Consider the following 15,490-nt stretch of genomic DNA (forward strand, 5'->3'; position numbering starts at 1 on the left):
CCCAGCCCAAAAAACGCGTTACTGTAATACCGTTACCCTAGCGGCAAACCGTGGCAATGCGCCAGCCTCGGTGCTGATACCCAGGAATTGACCGCAACTCACAAAGATATGGCAGAAATGGCCATGTCCGTAGCCTTGGCCAATAGCTACATGACCGGTGTTGTCGGGTCAGCGCCTTTTGGGGAAAAGGTCAGAGCCTGAGCGAGCGGTCCACCAAGCCGTTTCAACGGGTTCCCCGGCACGCCCCTCTCATTCTTCTGGTCAGTCATGTCGCATTGCTGCGGCGCATTCGACGTGACAGCATCACGGGGAACCTTTTGTTATTTCTTGATCTCTCGTGGCTGATGATCTTTCCATCGATACAGATTTGATCGTCTTCGACGGTGAATGCGTGCTGTGTTCAGGGTTTTTTCACTTCATGTTGCGCCATGATCGAGATCAGAAATTTCTATTTGCAACTGCGCAGTCACCGCTTGGGCAGCAGCTTTATACTCTCCTGAACCTGCCGACAGACGAATTTGAAACCAATTTGGTGATCGTCAAAGGAAAGGTGCACCAAAATCTCGACGCATTTGCCGCTGCGATGCGTGCATTATATGTTCCGTGGCGGGTATTGTCCTTGTGTCGATACCTGCCGAGGTTTCTGAAGAACCCGCTGTACCGGATGATTGCCCGTAACAGATATGCGCTATTTGGGCGGCGGGATGAGTGCCTAGTTCCTGATCCTTCTCTCAGATCGCGGTTTGCCCAAGATGGATTCTGATCGTGATCCATTCCTGCAGGCGCTGGGTATAGATGAAGCTGTGCCTGGATTGGTCAGGGATTTGCACAGCGGGGAAGGTCGCTACTCTGGTCGATGCAGCATTCAGCGTGGCCGAGGCGTTTTGGTCGCTCTGGCACTTCGCATCGGGCGATTTCCACCTGCGGGCGAAGATTTGCCGGTCACCCTTACGATCCGAAAGTCCGGCGCATATTGGCAATGGGAACGGGATTTCGCAGGCCACAAAACGCGTTCACGGATCACTTTTGATCCGCTGTGTGGCATGGTGCGGGAACAGATCGGCGGGCTGACAATATGGTTGCAGCCGGTGAGAACTGATAAGGGGCTGACCATTGAGATCCGCCGCCTCGCTTTATTTGGCATTCCGTGTCCGGGGTTTCTTTTGCCACGTTCCGGATCGACCGAGGCTGAGGACGTACAATTGAGGTTTCGCTTTGACATTTCGGCGAAAGCACCGGGATTGGGACACCTGATCCGCTATCAGGGATGGTTAGAGCCTGTTCACGAACCACGTGGGTCAAGCTGACATGATCGTTAGTTCGCTGTGCTGACGATGGCGACGCACTAGTCTATATTTCACATGGAAACAGGAAGATGGTCACGATGAAACAGACAATACTTTGCGCATTTGCAGCACTGCTTATGACCAGCTCTGCGGGCGTTGTCGATGCAGCGCCGAACGGTTATCGAACAGAACCGATGAGCGGCACAGACTTCGAGGTCATTCCAAGGACACGTCAGGATACTGATGGATATTGGTGCGCCGCTGCTGATTTTGCCCGCCGGAAATTGGGTGCTGGGTGGCAGCAACAAATCTACGTTCTGCGCGGCTACGGCCCCAGCGTGACAACGGGACGCCGGACGGCGGTACAGTTCACACTGAAACAACCCGCCAATGTCCCGCAGAAAGGCAGCTTTTCGGTCACAGCCGGGTTCCAGCCGGGTGACAGCATGTCGGTACAGGGCGCAAATGCACGGTGCGGCGTCCGTCCGTTTATCAATTGACCTGCGATGCAGACAGAATTCTCGATCCAGACACAGGGCGTGGGGCTCTATGAGATTACCGCCTCTGTGCGCAGTTGGCTGAGGCCGGTTTCGGACGGTTTGCTGACGCTCTTTGTGCGCCACACTTCTTGTTCGCTGCTTATTCAGGAAAACGCCGACCCCGAGGTGCAGACTGATCTGCGCGCATTCTTTGATCGGCTGGTGCCGCAATCGGATCATCCGTCGATGGCTTATCTGCGCCACACCTATGAGGGGCCGGACGACATGCCAGCCCATATCAAGGCCGCGATGATGCCTGTTTCGCTGTCGATACCGGTGTCAGATGGGGTACCTGCGCTGGGCACATGGCAGGGGATATATCTGTTTGAACACCGCAACGCGCCGCATGAAAGAAAGGTCGCTGCGCATTTTGGGTGACGCTTTATATTGGGGTGGAAAATTCCGACTACCCAAACTCTAGAGGCTGTCCTATAGTTGTGGATAAGTAAGCCGCAGCGCTTACAAAAAGTGGCCAGCTAGGGACGAGGAGACGGCGGATGCGCTGCCCGTTTTGCGGAAATATCGATACTCAGGTCAAAGATTCACGCCCGGCAGAGGATCACGTCGCGATCCGTAGACGACGGTTCTGCCCGGCCTGCGGCGGACGGTTCACCACCTATGAACGCGTGCAACTGCGTGATCTGGTCGTCATCAAAACCAACGGTAAGCGCGAAGACTTCGACCGCGACAAGCTGGAACGCTCGATCCGTATTTCGATGCAGAAGCGGCCCATTGATCCCGATCGGATTGATCAGATGATCTCCGGTATCGTGCGCCGTCTTGAAAGCATGGGGGAAACCGATATCCCTTCGAATAAAATCGGTGAAATTGTAATGGAAGCGCTGGCCCGGATTGATACGGTCGCATATGTTCGCTTTGCGAGTGTGTACAAGAATTTCCAGGCGGCCGATGATTTCGAGGAGTTTGTCCACGAGTTGCGCCCGCCGCAACCTTCGACGGATGAGTGAGCGATACAGATAAGCGATATATGGCGCTGGCCCTATCATTGGGGCGGCGCGGCCAAGGCACCTGCTGGCCGAACCCGTCCGTCGGGTGTGTCGTCGTGCGCGATGGACGCATCGTTGGTCGCGGCTGGACGCAGCCCGGGGGTCGTCCGCATGCAGAACCTATGGCTCTGACGCAGGCGGGTGAGGCCGCGCGAGGTGCCACCGCTTATGTCTCGCTTGAACCCTGTTCACACTACGGAAAGACGCCGCCCTGTGCCGAGGCATTGATTGAGGCCGGTGTTGCCCGTGTGGTTTCGGCGATCGAAGACAGCGATCCTCGGGTCGCTGGGCAAGGGTTTGCCATGTTGCGCGAGGCCGGGATTGAGGTCACCACCGGTATTCTGGCGGAACAGGCGGCACGCGACCACGCAGGGTTTTTCCTGAAAACCGAGCAGGGCCGCCCGTTTGTGACTTTGAAACTGGCCAGCAGCTTTGATGGACGGATTGCTACGGAAACCGGGCACAGTCAGTGGATCACAGGTCCAAATGCTCGCCGCGCAGTGCATGCGATGCGTGCGCGCCACGATGCGGTGATGGTTGGGGCAGGGACAGCGCGCGCCGATGACCCGTCGCTGACAGTTCGTGATCTGGGCGTGCAGCATCAGCCGGTGCGCGTGGTGGTCTCGCGCCATCTAGATCTGCCCTTGATGGGGCAACTTGCGCGAACCGCGTCCGATATCCCTGTCTGGCTCTGTCACGGCCCCCACCCAGACCCCGAGCGTGCGCGCGCATGGGAGGGGTTGGATGCCCGTCTGATCCCTTGTGCGCTGGATGGTCATCACGTGGATGCGGCTGATCTGTTGCAGCAGCTTGGGCAGGCCGGATTGACGCGTGTCTTTTGCGAAGGCGGATCAGCATTGGCTGCATCTTTGCTAAAGGGCGATCTGGTCGATGAGTTGGTCGGTTTTACAGCGGGGCTGACCATCGGGGCCGAAGGTCTGTCCGCGATCGGGGCACTGAGGCTTGATACTCTGGATACTGCCCCCCGATTTGATCTGATCGAAACACGGGTCGTAGGCGGCGATATCCTACATCGCTGGGCGCGCGTGACGCACTAGCCTTCAGCGCCACCAATGCGCATGCGTCGCCAGTGCGCCCTGAAATTTGGACAAGATGCGATTTACGGGTCCGGTAAGGGATGGCGTACCCTGCGCAAGCCGTTCGACCGCGATTTCGACGGGGCAGGTCTGTCCCGTCACCGGATCGAGATAGCGGGGGTAGTCAATCAGCGTTGCGTGCACCAATCCCATCAGCGAAGGCCGCGCGCCACGTCGCGCAGGCACTGCCCCCAGATCACTCGTCAGCCCCCAACCGGCATAGAAAGGCGCACCGAGAGTGGTGACCCGGACGCCACGCAGCAAAGCCTCGAACCCCAGCAGAGAGGTCATAGTCCAGACCTCATCCACCTGTCCAAGCAGGGTGGCAGGATCGGTGCCTTCTACGATGACATCGGCCAGATCGGTTTCGATCTTGCCGTCGCGCAGACCTGCTTCGACATCCGGGTGCGGTTTATAGATCAACACAGCGTCGGGATTGGCCTCGCGCGCCGCGCGCAGCAGATCGAGATTGGTGCGGTTATTGCTTGTTCCCAGCCGGATTGAGGCGTCATCTTCTACCTGACCTGGCACCAGAATACGATGCCCCGTCGGTAGGTCCGGGGCGGGGTGGCCGATGTTGTACTTGCTTAGGCCCTCGGTCAGCAGCCGGGCTGTCAGCCGCTCGGCGCGGAGCCTCTGATCAGGGCGCAAGGTTTCGCGCGTGGTGATCCATTCTTCCAGGCGGCTGGGATGCGTTGGATCGTAGTAGATGCCGATATCATCGGTCACCAGCGACAGCGGTGGAACCAGCTCCGCGCCCAACCCGCGGGATCGTAAAAAGCCATCCTCAATCCGGGTTGCATTCAGCGTCTCACCGGCTCGGCTGGCCCAGACCATATGGGGTTGTTTGGTGTTCTCTGGCTGCTCGGCCACGAAACGCACCTTATGGTGCTGGCCGAAAATGCGTTGCAGGTGGCGGCGTTTCCATACCCGCATCCCGGAGGCGGTCCAGCCTTTGTGGTCCTGCCGCCAGGCCCGGGTTTGCGCCTCAAGCGTATCGAGCACGCATTCCAATTCGCACAGGCGATCATGGTAGGGATCGTACCAACGCGGATACAAGATCATCGCAGCTGCAAAAAGCTGCGCCCGCGTAAGATTCCGTTGGCGACGGAGCAGGGGTGCATCATCTTGCGTCAGCCCCCACCCAGCGTAGAATGGTTGCCCGAACACGCGAGGTTTGTGCCCGGCCAATATCGCCTCAAATCCCATCTGCGAGGACAGCGTGTAAACCCCGATGGCCCCTTCAAGCAGCGACCATGGACTTATCGGGCTGTCGAGGATCGATATTCTGTGACTCAGATCCTGATCGGAAAAGTATCCCTTGCGGTGGCCTGCCGTGGTTTCGGGGTGGCTTTTGATGAGGATGCGTGCGCCGGGGTTTTCCTCTTGCGCGATTACCAGCATCTCGCGGAACCGTGCATAGTCGCCGTTGCTTGCGGTGACGGCAGCATCTCCCTGCGTCTGGTCGATCACTAGAACGTAGCCAGGATCGGGAGGCGTCAGATCAAGGTCAAAGGCCGAGTATTTGCTCAGATGCAGCTCTCGGATGCGCGCGATTGCGCCTCGCGCGCGATCCAGCAGGGCGGTGTCATCCAGCGGATGCGTGGCTAACAGAGTTTCCAGATCCGAAGGCACACTCGGATCAAAATGCAGACCCGATCGATCCAACAACAGACCCATGGGTGCCTCACCGCTTCGTCCAGGGTGCAGAGACCGCAGGAACGCGTCTTCGACCCTCAGGACGGGCACATCGCGTTTCTGCGCGATACCCATGCCCCGATGGGCTGTCGGGCTGTTGCCCCAGACCCCGACCAGATCGTCTGGCTGTGGCAGACCAAGCCGGATGTCATACCCGGCCAGAGACAATATACGACGCAGCCGCGACTGTGACAGGAACCCACCGTTGTAAACAAAAAGCCGGGAGCGTTCGCCCCCGGCCGTGTTCTCCGATTCAGAGAGCATTCATCAGTTACCCGTAAGCGTCGCCACATTCGCAAATGGCGTCAGACCTCCAGCAATCAGCGAGACAGATTTGCTCCACTGTGCATATGGGGCCTCGGTGACGTATATCGTGTCATCGTCTCGGATCACGAAATCGCGGGCGATGAACAGGCCATTGGGCGCGGTCAGGTTCAGCAAATAGATCATGCGCTGATCACCCTGTAGCTCGGGACGTCCCATGACATTGCGCGCCACATCCTGCCGTTCCTCACGCAGAACAAAAATACCGGTCGGGTCTGAAGATAGCGGCTGTAGGCCTCCGACCTGAGCCAGCGCCTCAAGGGCAGATAAGTCCTGACTTTCAAAGGCCACGCGGGATTGCCCGCCGGTCGAGCCCAGCGCGATGTATGAGCGGCTGTCCTGTTCGACCAGAATGCGATCGCCGCCGCGCAGGGCGATATCGGTTTCCGGGTTGCGGAACAGATCGTCGTACCAGATGGTTCCTCTTTGCTTGCCCCTGATCACAGTGACCAATGCGATATCGGATGCAACTGCCACCCCGCCTGCTTGCGCGAGCATGGTCGACAACGAGCCAGTTGGTCGCTCAATCGGATAGATTCCCGGCGCGCCGATAGTTCCGGTCAGAGAAACGGTCGACCCATCGCCCGGAGTACGCGACACTTGGACCTGCGGATCCGGAGTCTGTTCTTCCAGCTTCGAGGAAATCAACGTGCGGAGCTGTTCGGGCGTATTGCCCGCTGCACGCAGCCGCCCTGCATAAGGAACAAATATGTAACCTTCGCTGTCGACCTGCACCTGATCCAGAACGGTTGCGCCACCGGCTGCGGAACTTAGCAACCCATCCTCGACATTTTCCCAGATGCTGAGACTCAGAATATCGCCGGGGCGTACGGTATCGGATGCGACGCTTTGCGCGCTGCGGAAGGATTTCGAAAACCCGTATTGCGGAATCACCGATGTGGCCCGCGCAACACGGTCGTCGACCTCAACCACAAAGGCGTTACCCCCGTTTTCGACCGACCCGGCTAGAATTTCGTTTTTGTTCGGTCCGGATTTGGGAAGCTGGCATGCTGCCAGCAGGCCAAGGGCCGCCACAAGGGAAACCCCCCGGATCCATCGGGTAGGAAAGCGCTGCACTGCCGATTTACCTCAATCGTCTTTGTTTTGGGAAGGTTACCCGCATCGCTTCGAAACATCCAGCAGCAGGTTGCCCGCGATCATTCAACAACGCGCAACTGTGGCGCTGTGGCCTCTTTATCGGAGAGCAACCCTTGATAGGGGTCCTGAGCCGATAGCATCATATCAGCCGCTCGCCGCAGCAATTGACGACGCCCTTGGCGAGAATAGAACCCCCCGGGGACTTGGCAGGTTTCCAGAAGAAATTGGCGATAAGCCCGATAGGCCTTGCCGCCCGGGGCATCTGGCTGGGCAAAGAATGCCTCAATCGATTGCCGAGATACGAATTCGGGCTTGTCATAAACCGACTGCCCAAAAATCCGCAAAGGAATGCCACGCCACAGAACCTGCTGGCCTGCCGTGGAATTCACCGTCACGGCGGATTTTGCATCGTCTAGCAACCTGGCCAGCTTACCACCGGGCACATAGTGAATTCGGTTTGTGATGCCGTGCTGTGCTGCAAGCTGGCGCGCCCGCAGCCGCAGCGGTTCGCGGTGGTTCTCAAGCGGATGTTCCTTGATGACAAGGTGGTGATGCGCAGGGGCGCCTTTGGCGAATCCGGCGATCACTTGTTCGAGAAAATCGGACATACCGGAAAAATCCGAGTGATATTGGACCGAGCTGTCATGCCCCAATTGCAACAGCACAAGATGGTATGGAAAACCGCTCCACCTGACCTGTGCTGTGGCCCAACCCCGCTGTAGCCTGTGAATGGGCATCAGACTCAGACGTTTGAAGTACAAACGAAACTCTTTCGAAACCGGCAGCTCTCGATGTGGTCGGAATTTCTGATATCTGCGGTTCAGAAACAGCACAAACCAGTGATAGAGCGCACCGTAAAAGATGTGCTGGCGCATATCCCCCCAATGGGAAGGCGGTGGGGGCGCATGCCCTTCGGACTGTTCCAGCGCCGTCTGCATCTGCGCCACATCCAGTTCCATCAGGCGTGAGTTTCCGTTCGATCCGTTTCGTTCATAGGTCACCCACCATGGGCGCAGGTAACCTTCTTCAAACACATGAACCGTGATCCCGCGTGCTTTGGCAATCTCAACTGCCCGTGCATGGATGGGCCGGGTGTCGCCATAGAGCACGATATCGGTCACACCATTGTGGGCGAGCAATTCGCTTAAGGTCTCCGGCCAATCATCTGGCGCTCCGCGATATGGAATGTAACTGGATTTGTCGCCCCAGAAAGCCTGATCGCCCGCGTTGAAGCCGACTCGCCAGACCTGAGCACCCGCAGCCCGCAGCATCCGACCAAGCGCGTTAAAGAACGGACCATGCGGTCCCTGCAGAAACAGGAACACACGCCGGTCGGGGCAAGCGGTCAAGGGTGCCATGCTATCTGCTCGTCTAGTGGCCTTGTGGTGCGTTTGTATAAAATTATGCCTCTTTGTCGTTTTCACGGCAAGGCAGGGCTTGCCGGTAGAGCTGCGTGCCTTTACCTCGGCTATTGAAGCTAGGTTCAGAGGGTTAATGACATGTTCACAGGGATCGTCACCGATATTGGCACCGTTGCCGAACTGGACCAGCAGGGAGACCTGCGGGCACGGATCAAGACAAGCTATGAAACGGCGGGCATTGATATTGGCGCTTCAATCGCAAGTGACGGCGTCTGCCTAACCGTCATCGCGTTGGGCGATGATTGGTATGATGTGCAGATCAGCGCTGAGACGGTTTCGAAAACCAATCTGGACAGTTGGCAGGTGGGCAAGCGCGTCAATCTGGAACGTGCCTTGAAAGTCGGGGATGAATTGGGAGGGCACATCGTCTCGGGCCACGTGGATGGCGTGGCAGAGGTGGTCTCTGTGATAGACGAGGGTGACAGCACGCGGGTGACATTGCGGGCGCCTGCCAATCTGGCCCGGTTTATCGCTCCGAAAGGGTCCGTTGCACTGAACGGCACATCGCTGACGGTTAATGATGTGGACGGGTGTGACTTTGGTATCAACTTCATTCCTCACACCAAAGAGGTCACCACATGGGGTGACGTCTCGGTTGGTGATCGCGTGAACCTTGAGATCGATACTCTGGCCCGATACGTCGCGCGACTGGCCGAGATGTCCTGACCTTCAGGTGGAAGGTCCAAATTTGGCCGTCAGCCTCTTGGACAGCCACCACAGGGCAAGCGCAAGTATGATCGAAGCATAGCCGTCGATCGCATAATGCCAGGCAAGATGGATCGACCCAAGCATGATGATCGCGGTAAAGGCCGTCATGGCCCAACCCAGCCAGCGTGAGTAGGTGAAACCATACAACGCCAGCAATACGCTGGTGCCGACATGCATGCTGGGCATCGCCGATATACCACGAACGGGTCCATTATTGAAATGACCGTCGAGCAAGAGTTGATGCCATTCCAGCGCCCAGACAGGACTAATTTGATGTGATTGATTAAGGAGCGCGACCTGCTCGGTAAATGTGTCCCCGAATCCGAACACTTCGTAATAGACTGGCCCTACCGAAGCGAATGCCATCGCAAGGAGATTGCCGCCAATTGCCCAGCATAGCGCGAAGGCTACCAAAAAAACGGTGCTGCGAACCGGGTCTCGGCGGTCGATACAGGCAAGGCAAACTGCCATATAGATAAAGACAAACCATGCATTGTATGCCGCATTGATTGCAGTGGTGACATAGGGCGATCCCAATACTGGCCAGAGCAGCGTCCATACATCTTGGCCGCCATGGAGCGCTCTGTCTAACTCGACAAAAATCGGATCCCACGAGTAGGAGGCAACGTTCGGTATTTCGCCTTTAAGATATGTAAATGTGACAATCAGGGGCATGATGCTAAGAAAACCAACGATCGCATCAGAGGTTTTGATCCGATCTGAAAGTGTCGAGCGCATGTCTGAAAGCATCCAGTGAATTGGCTTATCGGGCTTGACCTTGAAAATTGCCACGGACAATCGCCACAAAAAGTAGTTTGCCGCAATAAATGCCGACAACGTGGTGAACACACTTAGGATTCTTGGTGCTGTGGAAGCCCAGAAAGAATTTCCAGTGTAGAAGCTTACGGCGAACCCAGCAGCGACGTGTAGTGCCACGATAGAAAGAAGCAGCCTATTCCGTCGCAGAACACCTGTAAAAAAGGAAGTTTGTTGGGGTAAATCAGTCGAGTATAACAAGGCCATTGTATCTCATGCGTTCAATGCAATGCTGCATTCTCACTGAGATAAAGCTTGGGCGATCCCGAGGCCTGAATGAGGCAATTTGTAGACAAAGTGCCCAGAAATGATCCGAACGTTCGAGAATTGCAGACAATAAAAGAGATGCACACGCGCTGAGTTTTGGAGCAAAACTTTGGGTCACATCATGAGCCAATCCATCGCAACATTTCAACACAACAAGACTTGCAATAATATCAGATCGCCCCACGCTCAGTTGGCTCAGAGGTCTGGTCTTTGCGTCCACTCTGGTCTATCCCGCCATTCAAACCCGTTGTGCGAAAGGCTGCCCTATGAGTTTTGAAACCCCCGGACCGGTAGAGGCCCAATTGCGCGAGGCGATCAGTCCGATTGAAGAGATCATCGAAGAGGCCCGTAAGGGCCGGATGTACATTCTTGTGGATCACGAGGACCGCGAGAATGAGGGTGATCTGGTGATCGCGGCTGAGTTCGCTGACGCGGAGGCGATCAATTTCATGGCGACCCATGGGCGCGGGTTGATCTGCCTGCCAATGACGGCGGAACGGATCGACAGTCTGGGCCTGCCGATGATGGCGGTGAACAACTCGTCGCGTCATGAGACAGCCTTCACCGTGTCGATAGAAGCCCGCGAGGGAGTTTCGACGGGAATATCGGCCGCTGATCGCGCGCTGACTGTGGCGACGGCAATCAATGAGCAGAACACAATGGCGCATATCGCGACACCTGGCCATATCTTCCCTCTGCGCGCCAAAAGGGGCGGTGTATTGGTGCGTGCAGGGCATACCGAAGCCGCCGTTGATATCTCGCGTCTTGCCGGGCTGAACCCCTCGGGCGTGATCTGCGAGATCATGAAGCCCGATGGCACAATGGCGCGCCTGCCTGATCTGGTCGCCTTCGCCAAAGAGCATGACATGAAGATCGGCACGATCAGTGATCTGATCGCCTATCGCTCACGCAATGACAATCTGGTTGTGGAAACTTCGCGCGAGATGGTGACATCAGAATATGGTGGCGCGTGGGAGATGCGGATTTTCACCGATCAGACCCACGGTATCGAACACGTTGTCATGATCAAGGGCGACATCACTACACCCGAACCAGTCCTGACGCGGACCCACGCCCTGCATGAAGCGCCCGATATTCTGGGTCTCGGCCCGAAATCGTCACGAGAGCTGCCCCGCGCGATGGAAAAGATCGCCGAAGAGGGGCGCGGCGTCGTTTGCCTTTTCCGTCAGCCGCGAAATTCGCTGTATGCCGCAGACGACGAAGGCCCGCGCACGATCAAGCAAACCGGTCTGGGTGCGCAGATCCTGTCCAAGATGGGTATTCAGGAACTGGTGCTGCTGACAGACTCGCCTGAAACCGTGTATCTGGGGCTCGACGCGTTTGGACTGTCAATCGTCGGCACACGCTCGATCCTCAAGGAAGACTGATAATGGCTGAAAAAGACAAACATGGCATTCTGCCGACTCCCAGCTTCGACAAGCCGGTGAAACTGCTGCTGGTGGTGGCTCCGTTCTACCGTGCCATCGCTGACAACATGGTCGCTGGTGCCAAGGCCGAGATCGAGGCCGCAGGCGGAACCTGCGACGTGGTCGAAGTGCCCGGTGCGCTGGAAATCCCGACCACAATCGCCATGGCCGACCGCCAGTGCAACTACGACGGCTATGTCGCGTTGGGCTGTGTCATTCGGGGCGAGACGACGCATTATGAAACCGTCTGCAACGACTCTAGCCGTGCAATCCAGTTGATGGGCCTGCAGGGCCTGCTGATCGGCAATGGCATCCTGACTGTCGAAAACGACGAACAGGCCGAGGTACGTGCAAACCCCGAAAAGATGAATAAAGGCGGTGGAGCGGCGGCTGCGGCCTTGCATCTGATCGCGCTCAGCCGTAAGTGGGGCTCTTCCAAAAAGGGCGTGGGCTTCAAGCCACCGTCCGAGTCCATCCTTGTGGCGGGCGACAGCAACGGACCCACGACAGCATGACCCAGACAGACGCGCCGAAACCGGCCAACCAGAAACGCCTGATGAAATCCGCCGCCCGGCTTTATGCCGTGCAGGCGCTGTTCCAGATGGAGCAGTCGGGCCAGACGACTGAACAGGTTGTGAATGAGTTTCTGGATCATCGGTTTGGCGCGGTCTACGAGGGGGATGAGATGCTGGATGGCGATATTAGTGTCTTCCGTAAGTTGGTGGATGACGCCGTGAACTATCAGGCCACCATCGACCAGATGACCGATCGTGCATTGGTCGCCAAATGGCCCATTGCGCGCATCGATCCGACCCTGCGCGCTGTGTTTCGCGCGGCCGGGGCTGAGTTGACCCAGAGCGACACGCCGCCAAAGGTCGTGATCACCGAATTCGTCGATGTCGCACGTGCGTTCTTCCCGGAAGGCAAAGAGCCAAAATTCGTGAACGCTGTGTTGGATCACATGGCGCGCGAAGCCCAGCCCGAGGCGTTCTGACGCCTTTACCGCGACCCTGCATGCGCTAGACTCACCATCACAGCGCAAGGAGGTTCGCCATGCCCAAACTGGTCCGTCTCTACATTACGCAAGTCATCTGGGGCTTTGTGATCTCGGCCGTCTTTGTCGGGGTGCTGCTGGCGCTCAACGTGGCCAATCTACGGCATCTAATCACCAGTTCGGAAATTGGTCTGATCGCGTTGGCCATGATCTGGTTCATGAACGGGATCGTCTTTGCGGGTGTGCAGTTCGCCTATGCGATCATGAGCATGGCTGAGAAGCCGAACAAACCACGTGGTGGAACACCGATTGCTCATGGTTTGAAGCCTGCACCGATCAAACAGGAAGTGCGCGTAGGGCGCTGATTTATTAGGTAAATATGTGGCGGGACCACCAGTCAACCGTGCGGTTTGATTCCCGAGGACCTGTATGTACAGGTGGGCGCCAGGTAATCAGGCCAGGACCTGAACAGAGCCAGCCCCCTCGGAATTGCTTAAGGCCACCAGAATGCTACCTGTCACAAGAAGGGCAGAACCCGCCACGGGCCTAAGTAGGGCCTGAAGCAGGTTCGCACAAGGGGTTAAGCATCAACAGTTTCGTGCAATGCGGTGCGCATCTTGCCGAAATGTTCATCCCATCCGTCATCCAGCGAAAGGATCAGGCCAAAGGCGTCAGCCCCTTGAGGTAAGCCCTCGTGCAGCAGTCCAAGGCGTGTGCCGCCGGCGACGGGTTCCAGCGTCCACTTGACCACACTTTCGGCGCCGCCCATCGGTTTAATGGTGAATGTATATTCAAGATACTCTGGACGTCTCGCTTCACGCACTTCACCCCAAATCAGAAGGTCGCCGCTGGTCGTCCCGAACATCTCAAGCTTTTGTCCAGCGGCCAGGGGACGTTCGGGTTTGTGAAACCACTCGGCCAACCGGTCGGGATCAGTCAAATAGTCCCAAACGATTTCTGGCGTAGCGCGGAGAAAGATTGTTTTCTGCAAAACTGCGTCTGTCATTTCTTATTCCCTTCGATAGCTTTCTTCAGATTTGCGAGGCGATCATCCCAGAACCGGTCGAAGTAGCTGAGCCAGTCCAGAACCGGAGCCATTCCTTTGGGTTCAAGGCGATTGATGCGTTCGCGTCCACGAGCTTCGACCGTGATCAATCCTCCGTCGGACAAAACGGTCAGATGCTTTTTGACGGCCGCGCGGCTCATGTCGAAACGTTCGGTTAGTTGAGCGATCGTCATATCCTGTGCTGCCAGCATCTGAACGATGTCGCGGCGGGTCGGGTCCGCCAGGGCGCGAAATGCGTTTTGGGTCTGTGTATTCATCGGGCACCTCTTATTGGATACCATTTGGTTTCATATTATTGCGATACCAAATGGTACTATGTCAAGCTGCTTGATTTTTGTTCATGAATTGTTCACATTCTCGGAATGACACTAACTATGCAGCCTGGACAGAAGCTGGCCCGTGGTGTTTCGCGTCACTTGTTGACCCACGGCTATGTTTCGATTGAAGAATTTGTCCCCACCCGAGGGTTGCGTGTCGATGTGATGGGGCTGGGCCCTAAGGGTGAGATATGGGTGGTCGAGTGTAAATCCAGCCGTGCCGATTATCAGTCGGATTCCAAATGGCAGGGCTATCTTGACTGGTGTGACCGATTCTTTTGGGCGGTTGATACGGATTTCCCGACCGAGCTTCTACCTGCGGAAACAGGCTTGATCATCGCTGATGCCTATGATGCCGAAATCATCCGTATGGGGCCAGAAAGCAAGCTGGCCCCGGCGCGGCGCAAAAAGATGGTTCAGAAATTCGCGATGGATTCTGCACGTCGGTTGCAGGCCTTGCGCGACCCCAGGGTTTAGCTTTTGATGGCGCGCGCGGCTTGGGCTGCGGCGCGGATTTCCTCGGCGATTTCTTCGGCCTCTTCGGGGTCGAAATCCATTGGAATCTCAATACCGGCACCTTCAATGAACAGCCGCACCATACCATGATCGGTGGGGCCGATCTGCAGGTTCGCTTCGATATCGCGTTCGGTATTGATGCTCATGTTCGCCTCCGGGAAATGCGCTTTGGTGCTAACGCGCGATGGGTTGAGAATCAAGCCGACTATGGGTTCAGATAGGGCATGGAGACGGCAACGCTCAGACCTTTCCGCGCCGAGGATGCGCCGTGGCTGGTAGAACAGCATGGAGTGCTTTATTCCCGCGACGAGGGGTTTGATGACAGTTTCGGCCCGCTGGTTGCCCGCATTCTGACGGAATTCATCGCGGATCATGATCCAACTTGTGAACAAGGCTGGATCGCCGAGTGCGACGGGGATCGTTTGGGTAGTATTTTCTGTGTCAGGCTGGATGATCAAACCGCCAAGCTGCGGTTGTTTCTGCTGCTGCCCGAGGCTCGTGGACAGGGGCTGGGCAAGCGGCTACTGACCGCCTGCATGGGTTTCGCCCGCGACGCAGGATATCGCCAGATGGTGCTGTGGACCCATGAGAGTCACGCCGCCGCTTGCGGGCTGTATCGTGCGTTTGGGTGGGAGCTTGTCGACAGCAAGCCGGTGCATTCCTTCGGTGTCGATCTGGTCGAACAAAGCTGGCGAATTCAGCTTTAATCCCCTTGCAATCCCCGTACGCCTTCGCTAAATCGCCCCTCACAAGTGCCGCCTTAGCTCAGTTGGTTAGAGCGCTGGATTGTGGATCCAGAGGTCCCCTGTTCAAGCCAGGGAGGCGGTACCATCTCCCAAAACCCAAGAACGGTTTGCCGGTTGCAGGTCTTTCTGTATACCCGGTACTTGGCGAAAGCTGCGTTCCGAT

The 15,490-nt window shown here is 56.9% G+C and carries 21 protein-coding genes and 1 tRNA gene; 14 read left to right on the forward strand and 8 right to left on the reverse strand.

Going from position 1 to position 15,490, the window contains the following annotated elements; all coding sequences use genetic code 11:
* Positions 1-146: 146 nt before the first annotated feature.
* On the reverse strand, positions 147-269 hold the full coding sequence (locus ACR0L9_RS04875) for a hypothetical protein (RefSeq protein ID WP_255612047.1): 123 nt from the start codon (positions 267-269) through the stop codon (positions 147-149).
* Positions 270-337: 68 nt separating this feature from the next.
* On the opposite strand from ACR0L9_RS04875, the gene ACR0L9_RS04880 reads away from it, so the two are divergent.
* The 6 genes from ACR0L9_RS04880 to ribD all read left to right on the forward strand — a co-directional run bounded on the left by ACR0L9_RS04880 (position 338) and on the right by ribD (position 3,890).
* Positions 338-763: a DCC1-like thiol-disulfide oxidoreductase family protein gene (locus ACR0L9_RS04880; protein ID WP_170396296.1), complete on the forward strand. Its 426-nt coding sequence runs from the start codon at positions 338-340 to the stop codon at positions 761-763.
* Entirely contained in the window at positions 753-1,307 is a 555-nt protein-coding gene (locus ACR0L9_RS04885) for a DUF4166 domain-containing protein (RefSeq protein ID WP_480895042.1), read from the forward strand. Before ACR0L9_RS04880 ends, ACR0L9_RS04885 begins: the two co-directional genes overlap by 11 nt.
* Positions 1,308-1,384: 77 nt before the next feature.
* On the forward strand, positions 1,385-1,786 hold the full coding sequence (locus ACR0L9_RS04890; protein WP_255612048.1) for a hypothetical protein: 402 nt from the start codon (positions 1,385-1,387) through the stop codon (positions 1,784-1,786).
* A gap of 6 nt (positions 1,787-1,792) precedes the next feature.
* Positions 1,793-2,203 (forward strand): secondary thiamine-phosphate synthase enzyme YjbQ, encoded by a 411-nt coding sequence (locus ACR0L9_RS04895; RefSeq protein WP_480895044.1) that lies wholly within the window; start codon positions 1,793-1,795, stop codon positions 2,201-2,203.
* Between the two features lie 119 nt (positions 2,204-2,322).
* On the forward strand, positions 2,323-2,793 hold the full coding sequence (gene nrdR, locus ACR0L9_RS04900) for a transcriptional regulator NrdR (protein WP_039534475.1): 471 nt from the start codon (positions 2,323-2,325) through the stop codon (positions 2,791-2,793).
* A complete protein-coding gene (ribD, locus tag ACR0L9_RS04905; protein WP_480759046.1) occupies positions 2,790-3,890 on the forward strand; it encodes a bifunctional diaminohydroxyphosphoribosylaminopyrimidine deaminase/5-amino-6-(5-phosphoribosylamino)uracil reductase RibD in 1,101 nt (366 codons plus the stop codon). Before nrdR ends, ribD begins: the two co-directional genes overlap by 4 nt.
* Before the next feature lie 3 nt (positions 3,891-3,893).
* On the opposite strand, the gene ACR0L9_RS04910 is transcribed toward ribD, so the two are convergent.
* From ACR0L9_RS04910 to ACR0L9_RS04920, 3 genes are all read right to left on the reverse strand, one after another.
* Positions 3,894-5,891 (reverse strand): capsular polysaccharide biosynthesis protein, encoded by a 1,998-nt coding sequence (locus ACR0L9_RS04910; protein ID WP_480895046.1) that lies wholly within the window; start codon positions 5,889-5,891, stop codon positions 3,894-3,896.
* 3 nt (positions 5,892-5,894) lie between these two features.
* Positions 5,895-7,028, reverse strand: coding sequence for a polysaccharide biosynthesis/export family protein (locus ACR0L9_RS04915; protein ID WP_170663731.1), 1,134 nt, complete (start codon positions 7,026-7,028; stop codon positions 5,895-5,897).
* A gap of 80 nt (positions 7,029-7,108) precedes the next feature.
* A complete protein-coding gene (locus tag ACR0L9_RS04920) occupies positions 7,109-8,407 on the reverse strand; it encodes a capsule biosynthesis protein (protein ID WP_480895048.1) in 1,299 nt (432 codons plus the stop codon).
* Positions 8,408-8,548: 141 nt separating this feature from the next.
* On the opposite strand from ACR0L9_RS04920, the gene ACR0L9_RS04925 reads away from it, so the two are divergent.
* Positions 8,549-9,136: a riboflavin synthase gene (locus ACR0L9_RS04925; RefSeq protein WP_480895050.1), complete on the forward strand. Its 588-nt coding sequence runs from the start codon at positions 8,549-8,551 to the stop codon at positions 9,134-9,136.
* Between the two features lie 3 nt (positions 9,137-9,139).
* Here ACR0L9_RS04925 and ACR0L9_RS04930 read toward each other — a convergent pair whose 3' ends face one another.
* Positions 9,140-10,027 carry a phosphatase PAP2 family protein gene (locus ACR0L9_RS04930; protein WP_480895052.1) on the reverse strand — a complete coding sequence of 296 codons (888 nt, stop codon included), beginning with the start codon at positions 10,025-10,027 and terminating at the stop codon, positions 9,140-9,142.
* Positions 10,028-10,527: 500 nt separating this feature from the next.
* On the opposite strand from ACR0L9_RS04930, the gene ribB reads away from it, so the two are divergent.
* The 4 genes from ribB to ACR0L9_RS04950 are packed head-to-tail and all read left to right on the forward strand — an operon-like array spanning position 10,528 to position 13,047.
* Positions 10,528-11,649 carry a 3,4-dihydroxy-2-butanone-4-phosphate synthase gene (gene ribB / locus ACR0L9_RS04935; RefSeq protein ID WP_480895054.1) on the forward strand — a complete coding sequence of 374 codons (1,122 nt, stop codon included), beginning with the start codon at positions 10,528-10,530 and terminating at the stop codon, positions 11,647-11,649.
* A 2-nt stretch (positions 11,650-11,651) separates the two neighbouring features.
* Entirely contained in the window at positions 11,652-12,203 is a 552-nt protein-coding gene (locus tag ACR0L9_RS04940; protein ID WP_170396313.1) for a 6,7-dimethyl-8-ribityllumazine synthase, read from the forward strand.
* A complete protein-coding gene (nusB, locus tag ACR0L9_RS04945; protein ID WP_170396315.1) occupies positions 12,200-12,682 on the forward strand; it encodes a transcription antitermination factor NusB in 483 nt (160 codons plus the stop codon). Before ACR0L9_RS04940 ends, nusB begins: the two co-directional genes overlap by 4 nt.
* Before the next feature lie 59 nt (positions 12,683-12,741).
* Positions 12,742-13,047, forward strand: coding sequence for a hypothetical protein (locus ACR0L9_RS04950; protein ID WP_480895056.1), 306 nt, complete (start codon positions 12,742-12,744; stop codon positions 13,045-13,047).
* A gap of 215 nt (positions 13,048-13,262) precedes the next feature.
* Here ACR0L9_RS04950 and ACR0L9_RS04955 read toward each other — a convergent pair whose 3' ends face one another.
* Both ACR0L9_RS04955 and ACR0L9_RS04960 read right to left on the reverse strand, forming a co-directional pair.
* The gene (locus ACR0L9_RS04955) at positions 13,263-13,688 is read right to left on the reverse strand and encodes an SRPBCC family protein (protein ID WP_170396319.1); all 426 of its coding nucleotides are present in this window, start codon (positions 13,686-13,688) and stop codon (positions 13,263-13,265) included.
* Positions 13,685-14,005 (reverse strand): ArsR/SmtB family transcription factor, encoded by a 321-nt coding sequence (locus tag ACR0L9_RS04960; protein WP_480895058.1) that lies wholly within the window; start codon positions 14,003-14,005, stop codon positions 13,685-13,687. The genes ACR0L9_RS04955 and ACR0L9_RS04960 overlap by 4 nt, the downstream gene beginning before the upstream one ends.
* 105 nt (positions 14,006-14,110) lie before the next feature.
* Between ACR0L9_RS04960 and ACR0L9_RS04965 the strand changes: the two genes are divergently transcribed.
* A complete protein-coding gene (locus ACR0L9_RS04965) occupies positions 14,111-14,542 on the forward strand; it encodes an MmcB family DNA repair protein (RefSeq protein WP_480752738.1) in 432 nt (143 codons plus the stop codon).
* Here ACR0L9_RS04965 and ACR0L9_RS04970 read toward each other — a convergent pair.
* On the reverse strand, positions 14,539-14,727 hold the full coding sequence (locus ACR0L9_RS04970; protein WP_170396325.1) for a DUF6324 family protein: 189 nt from the start codon (positions 14,725-14,727) through the stop codon (positions 14,539-14,541). The two genes, ACR0L9_RS04965 and ACR0L9_RS04970, sit on opposite strands and share 4 nt — an antisense overlap.
* 78 nt (positions 14,728-14,805) lie before the next feature.
* Between ACR0L9_RS04970 and ACR0L9_RS04975 the strand changes: the two genes are divergently transcribed.
* Positions 14,806-15,288 carry a GNAT family N-acetyltransferase gene (locus tag ACR0L9_RS04975; protein ID WP_170403306.1) on the forward strand — a complete coding sequence of 161 codons (483 nt, stop codon included), beginning with the start codon at positions 14,806-14,808 and terminating at the stop codon, positions 15,286-15,288.
* A gap of 47 nt (positions 15,289-15,335) precedes the next feature.
* Positions 15,336-15,412, forward strand: a tRNA-His gene (locus ACR0L9_RS04980).
* The last annotated feature ends 78 nt before the right edge of the window (positions 15,413-15,490 follow it).

This window comes from Ruegeria sp. I3 (genome assembly GCF_056532525.1).

Bases quoted from the DNA above. Each gene is read 5' to 3' on its own strand.
- ACR0L9_RS04940 (WP_170396313.1), top strand. From the start codon at position 11,652: ATGGCTGAAAAAGACAAACATGGCATTCTGCCGACTCCCAGCTTCGAC.
- ACR0L9_RS04910 (WP_480895046.1), bottom strand. From the start codon at position 5,891: ATGCTCTCTGAATCGGAGAACACGGCCGGGGGCGAACGCTCCCGGCTT.
- ACR0L9_RS04925 (WP_480895050.1), top strand. From the start codon at position 8,549: ATGTTCACAGGGATCGTCACCGATATTGGCACCGTTGCCGAACTGGAC.
- ACR0L9_RS04875 (WP_255612047.1), bottom strand. From the start codon at position 269: ATGACTGACCAGAAGAATGAGAGGGGCGTGCCGGGGAACCCGTTGAAA.
- ACR0L9_RS04975 (WP_170403306.1), top strand. From the start codon at position 14,806: ATGGAGACGGCAACGCTCAGACCTTTCCGCGCCGAGGATGCGCCGTGG.
- ACR0L9_RS04960 (WP_480895058.1), bottom strand. From the start codon at position 14,005: ATGAATACACAGACCCAAAACGCATTTCGCGCCCTGGCGGACCCGACC.
- ACR0L9_RS04970 (WP_170396325.1), bottom strand. From the start codon at position 14,727: ATGAGCATCAATACCGAACGCGATATCGAAGCGAACCTGCAGATCGGC.
- nusB (WP_170396315.1), top strand. From the start codon at position 12,200: ATGACCCAGACAGACGCGCCGAAACCGGCCAACCAGAAACGCCTGATG.
- ribB (WP_480895054.1), top strand. From the start codon at position 10,528: ATGAGTTTTGAAACCCCCGGACCGGTAGAGGCCCAATTGCGCGAGGCG.
- ACR0L9_RS04885 (WP_480895042.1), top strand. From the start codon at position 753: ATGGATTCTGATCGTGATCCATTCCTGCAGGCGCTGGGTATAGATGAA.
- ACR0L9_RS04920 (WP_480895048.1), bottom strand. From the start codon at position 8,407: ATGGCACCCTTGACCGCTTGCCCCGACCGGCGTGTGTTCCTGTTTCTG.
- nrdR (WP_039534475.1), top strand. From the start codon at position 2,323: ATGCGCTGCCCGTTTTGCGGAAATATCGATACTCAGGTCAAAGATTCA.
- ACR0L9_RS04965 (WP_480752738.1), top strand. From the start codon at position 14,111: ATGACACTAACTATGCAGCCTGGACAGAAGCTGGCCCGTGGTGTTTCG.
- ACR0L9_RS04895 (WP_480895044.1), top strand. From the start codon at position 1,793: ATGCAGACAGAATTCTCGATCCAGACACAGGGCGTGGGGCTCTATGAG.
- ACR0L9_RS04955 (WP_170396319.1), bottom strand. From the start codon at position 13,688: ATGACAGACGCAGTTTTGCAGAAAACAATCTTTCTCCGCGCTACGCCA.
- ACR0L9_RS04890 (WP_255612048.1), top strand. From the start codon at position 1,385: ATGAAACAGACAATACTTTGCGCATTTGCAGCACTGCTTATGACCAGC.
- ACR0L9_RS04950 (WP_480895056.1), top strand. From the start codon at position 12,742: ATGCCCAAACTGGTCCGTCTCTACATTACGCAAGTCATCTGGGGCTTT.